Origin of the sequence: Geothermobacter ehrlichii (assembly GCF_008124615.1) — a bacterium.
Taxonomy (GTDB): domain Bacteria; phylum Desulfobacterota; class Desulfuromonadia; order Desulfuromonadales; family Geothermobacteraceae; genus Geothermobacter; species Geothermobacter ehrlichii.
The window spans coordinates 1-1,136 of sequence record NZ_VNIB01000033.1; the positions used below are offsets into that span (position 1 = coordinate 1).

Genomic DNA, 1,136 nt, shown 5'->3' on the forward strand with positions numbered 1-1,136 from the left:
GCCAGATCGCTCTCTTCGATCCAGGTCCCGTTCGCCGCCACCTTGAACCGCGACTCCATGTCCGGAACCTGCTTGATGCAGACCAGAATGTTCATTGCTTCCTCCGGATTATGGTTCTTGATTTCACTTCCGACGCAGGCAACACCCAGAATTTCCTCGCGCCCGTTCGCTTTGCCCACTCAAGACGCAGAGAAAACAGTCCGCCTCAGTACCAAGACGGGCTCTGCGCTCTTCGCGTCTCTGCGCGAGATCATCTGTCAGCTTGCAATACGTTCCGCCAGCACTTCCAGCAGGTCCTTCGGCTTCAGCGCCTCTTCGAGTTCGGCGCCCTTGATGCCGTCCTCGAACATGGTCATGCAGAAAGGACAGCTGGAGACCAGGGTTCCGGCGCCGGTCTCGGCCGCCATGCGGGCCCGTTTCTGGTTGATGCGCTCGCCCAGTTTCTCCTCGGCGAGGATGCGACCGCCGCCGGCGCCGCAACAATAGCTTTCGACCCTGTTGTTATTCATTTCGACGACTCTGGCGCCGGCGGCGGTCAGCAACTGACGGGGCGCTTCGTACAGGTCGTTGTAGCGCCCGAGGTAGCAGGAATCGTGATAGGTGCAGTCAAGAGGCTCCGGCCGGAGCTTCAGGCGGCCTTCGGCGAGCAGGCCGGCCAGCAGGGTGTTGGCGTGCTCGACCGGCAGCTCCAGACCGAGATCAGCATAGTCCTTGGCCAGGGTGTTGAAGCAGTGCGGGCAGGCGGTGACGATCTTCTGCACACCGGTGGCCCGGATCTGCTCGATATTCTCGGCAGCCAGCATCTGATAGAGATACTCGTTGCCGATCTTGCGCACCGGCTCGCCGCAGCACTTCTCTTCCTTGCCGAGGATGCCGACCCGGACGCCGGCGGCCGTGAGCAGCTGAATGAAGCTGCGGGCGATCTTCTGGTTGCGCTTGTCGAAAGAGGCATAGCAGCCGACGAAGTAGAGAATGTCGGCGCTTTCGCCCTTGCTGAAATCGGCGACATCGAGCCCTTCGACCCAGTCGGCGCGGGTCGCCGGCGCCATGCCGAGGGGGTTGCCGTTGACTTCGGTCTGCTCGACCGCCTTCTGCACTTCCTCGCCCGGGAACTCGCCTTCCATCAGCACCAGGTT

General features: G+C 62.0%; 1 protein-coding gene and 1 pseudogene. Both read right to left on the reverse strand.

Features of this window, described 5'->3' with window-relative positions; all coding sequences use genetic code 11:
• Nucleotides 1-95: pseudogene (locus tag EDC39_RS15910) on the reverse strand (electron transfer flavoprotein subunit beta/FixA family protein); the annotation flags it as partial.
• Between the two features lie 162 nt (nucleotides 96-257).
• Nucleotides 258-1,136: (Fe-S)-binding protein (locus EDC39_RS15225; RefSeq protein WP_148897244.1), on the reverse strand; the 879-nt coding region annotated here is incomplete at its 5' end.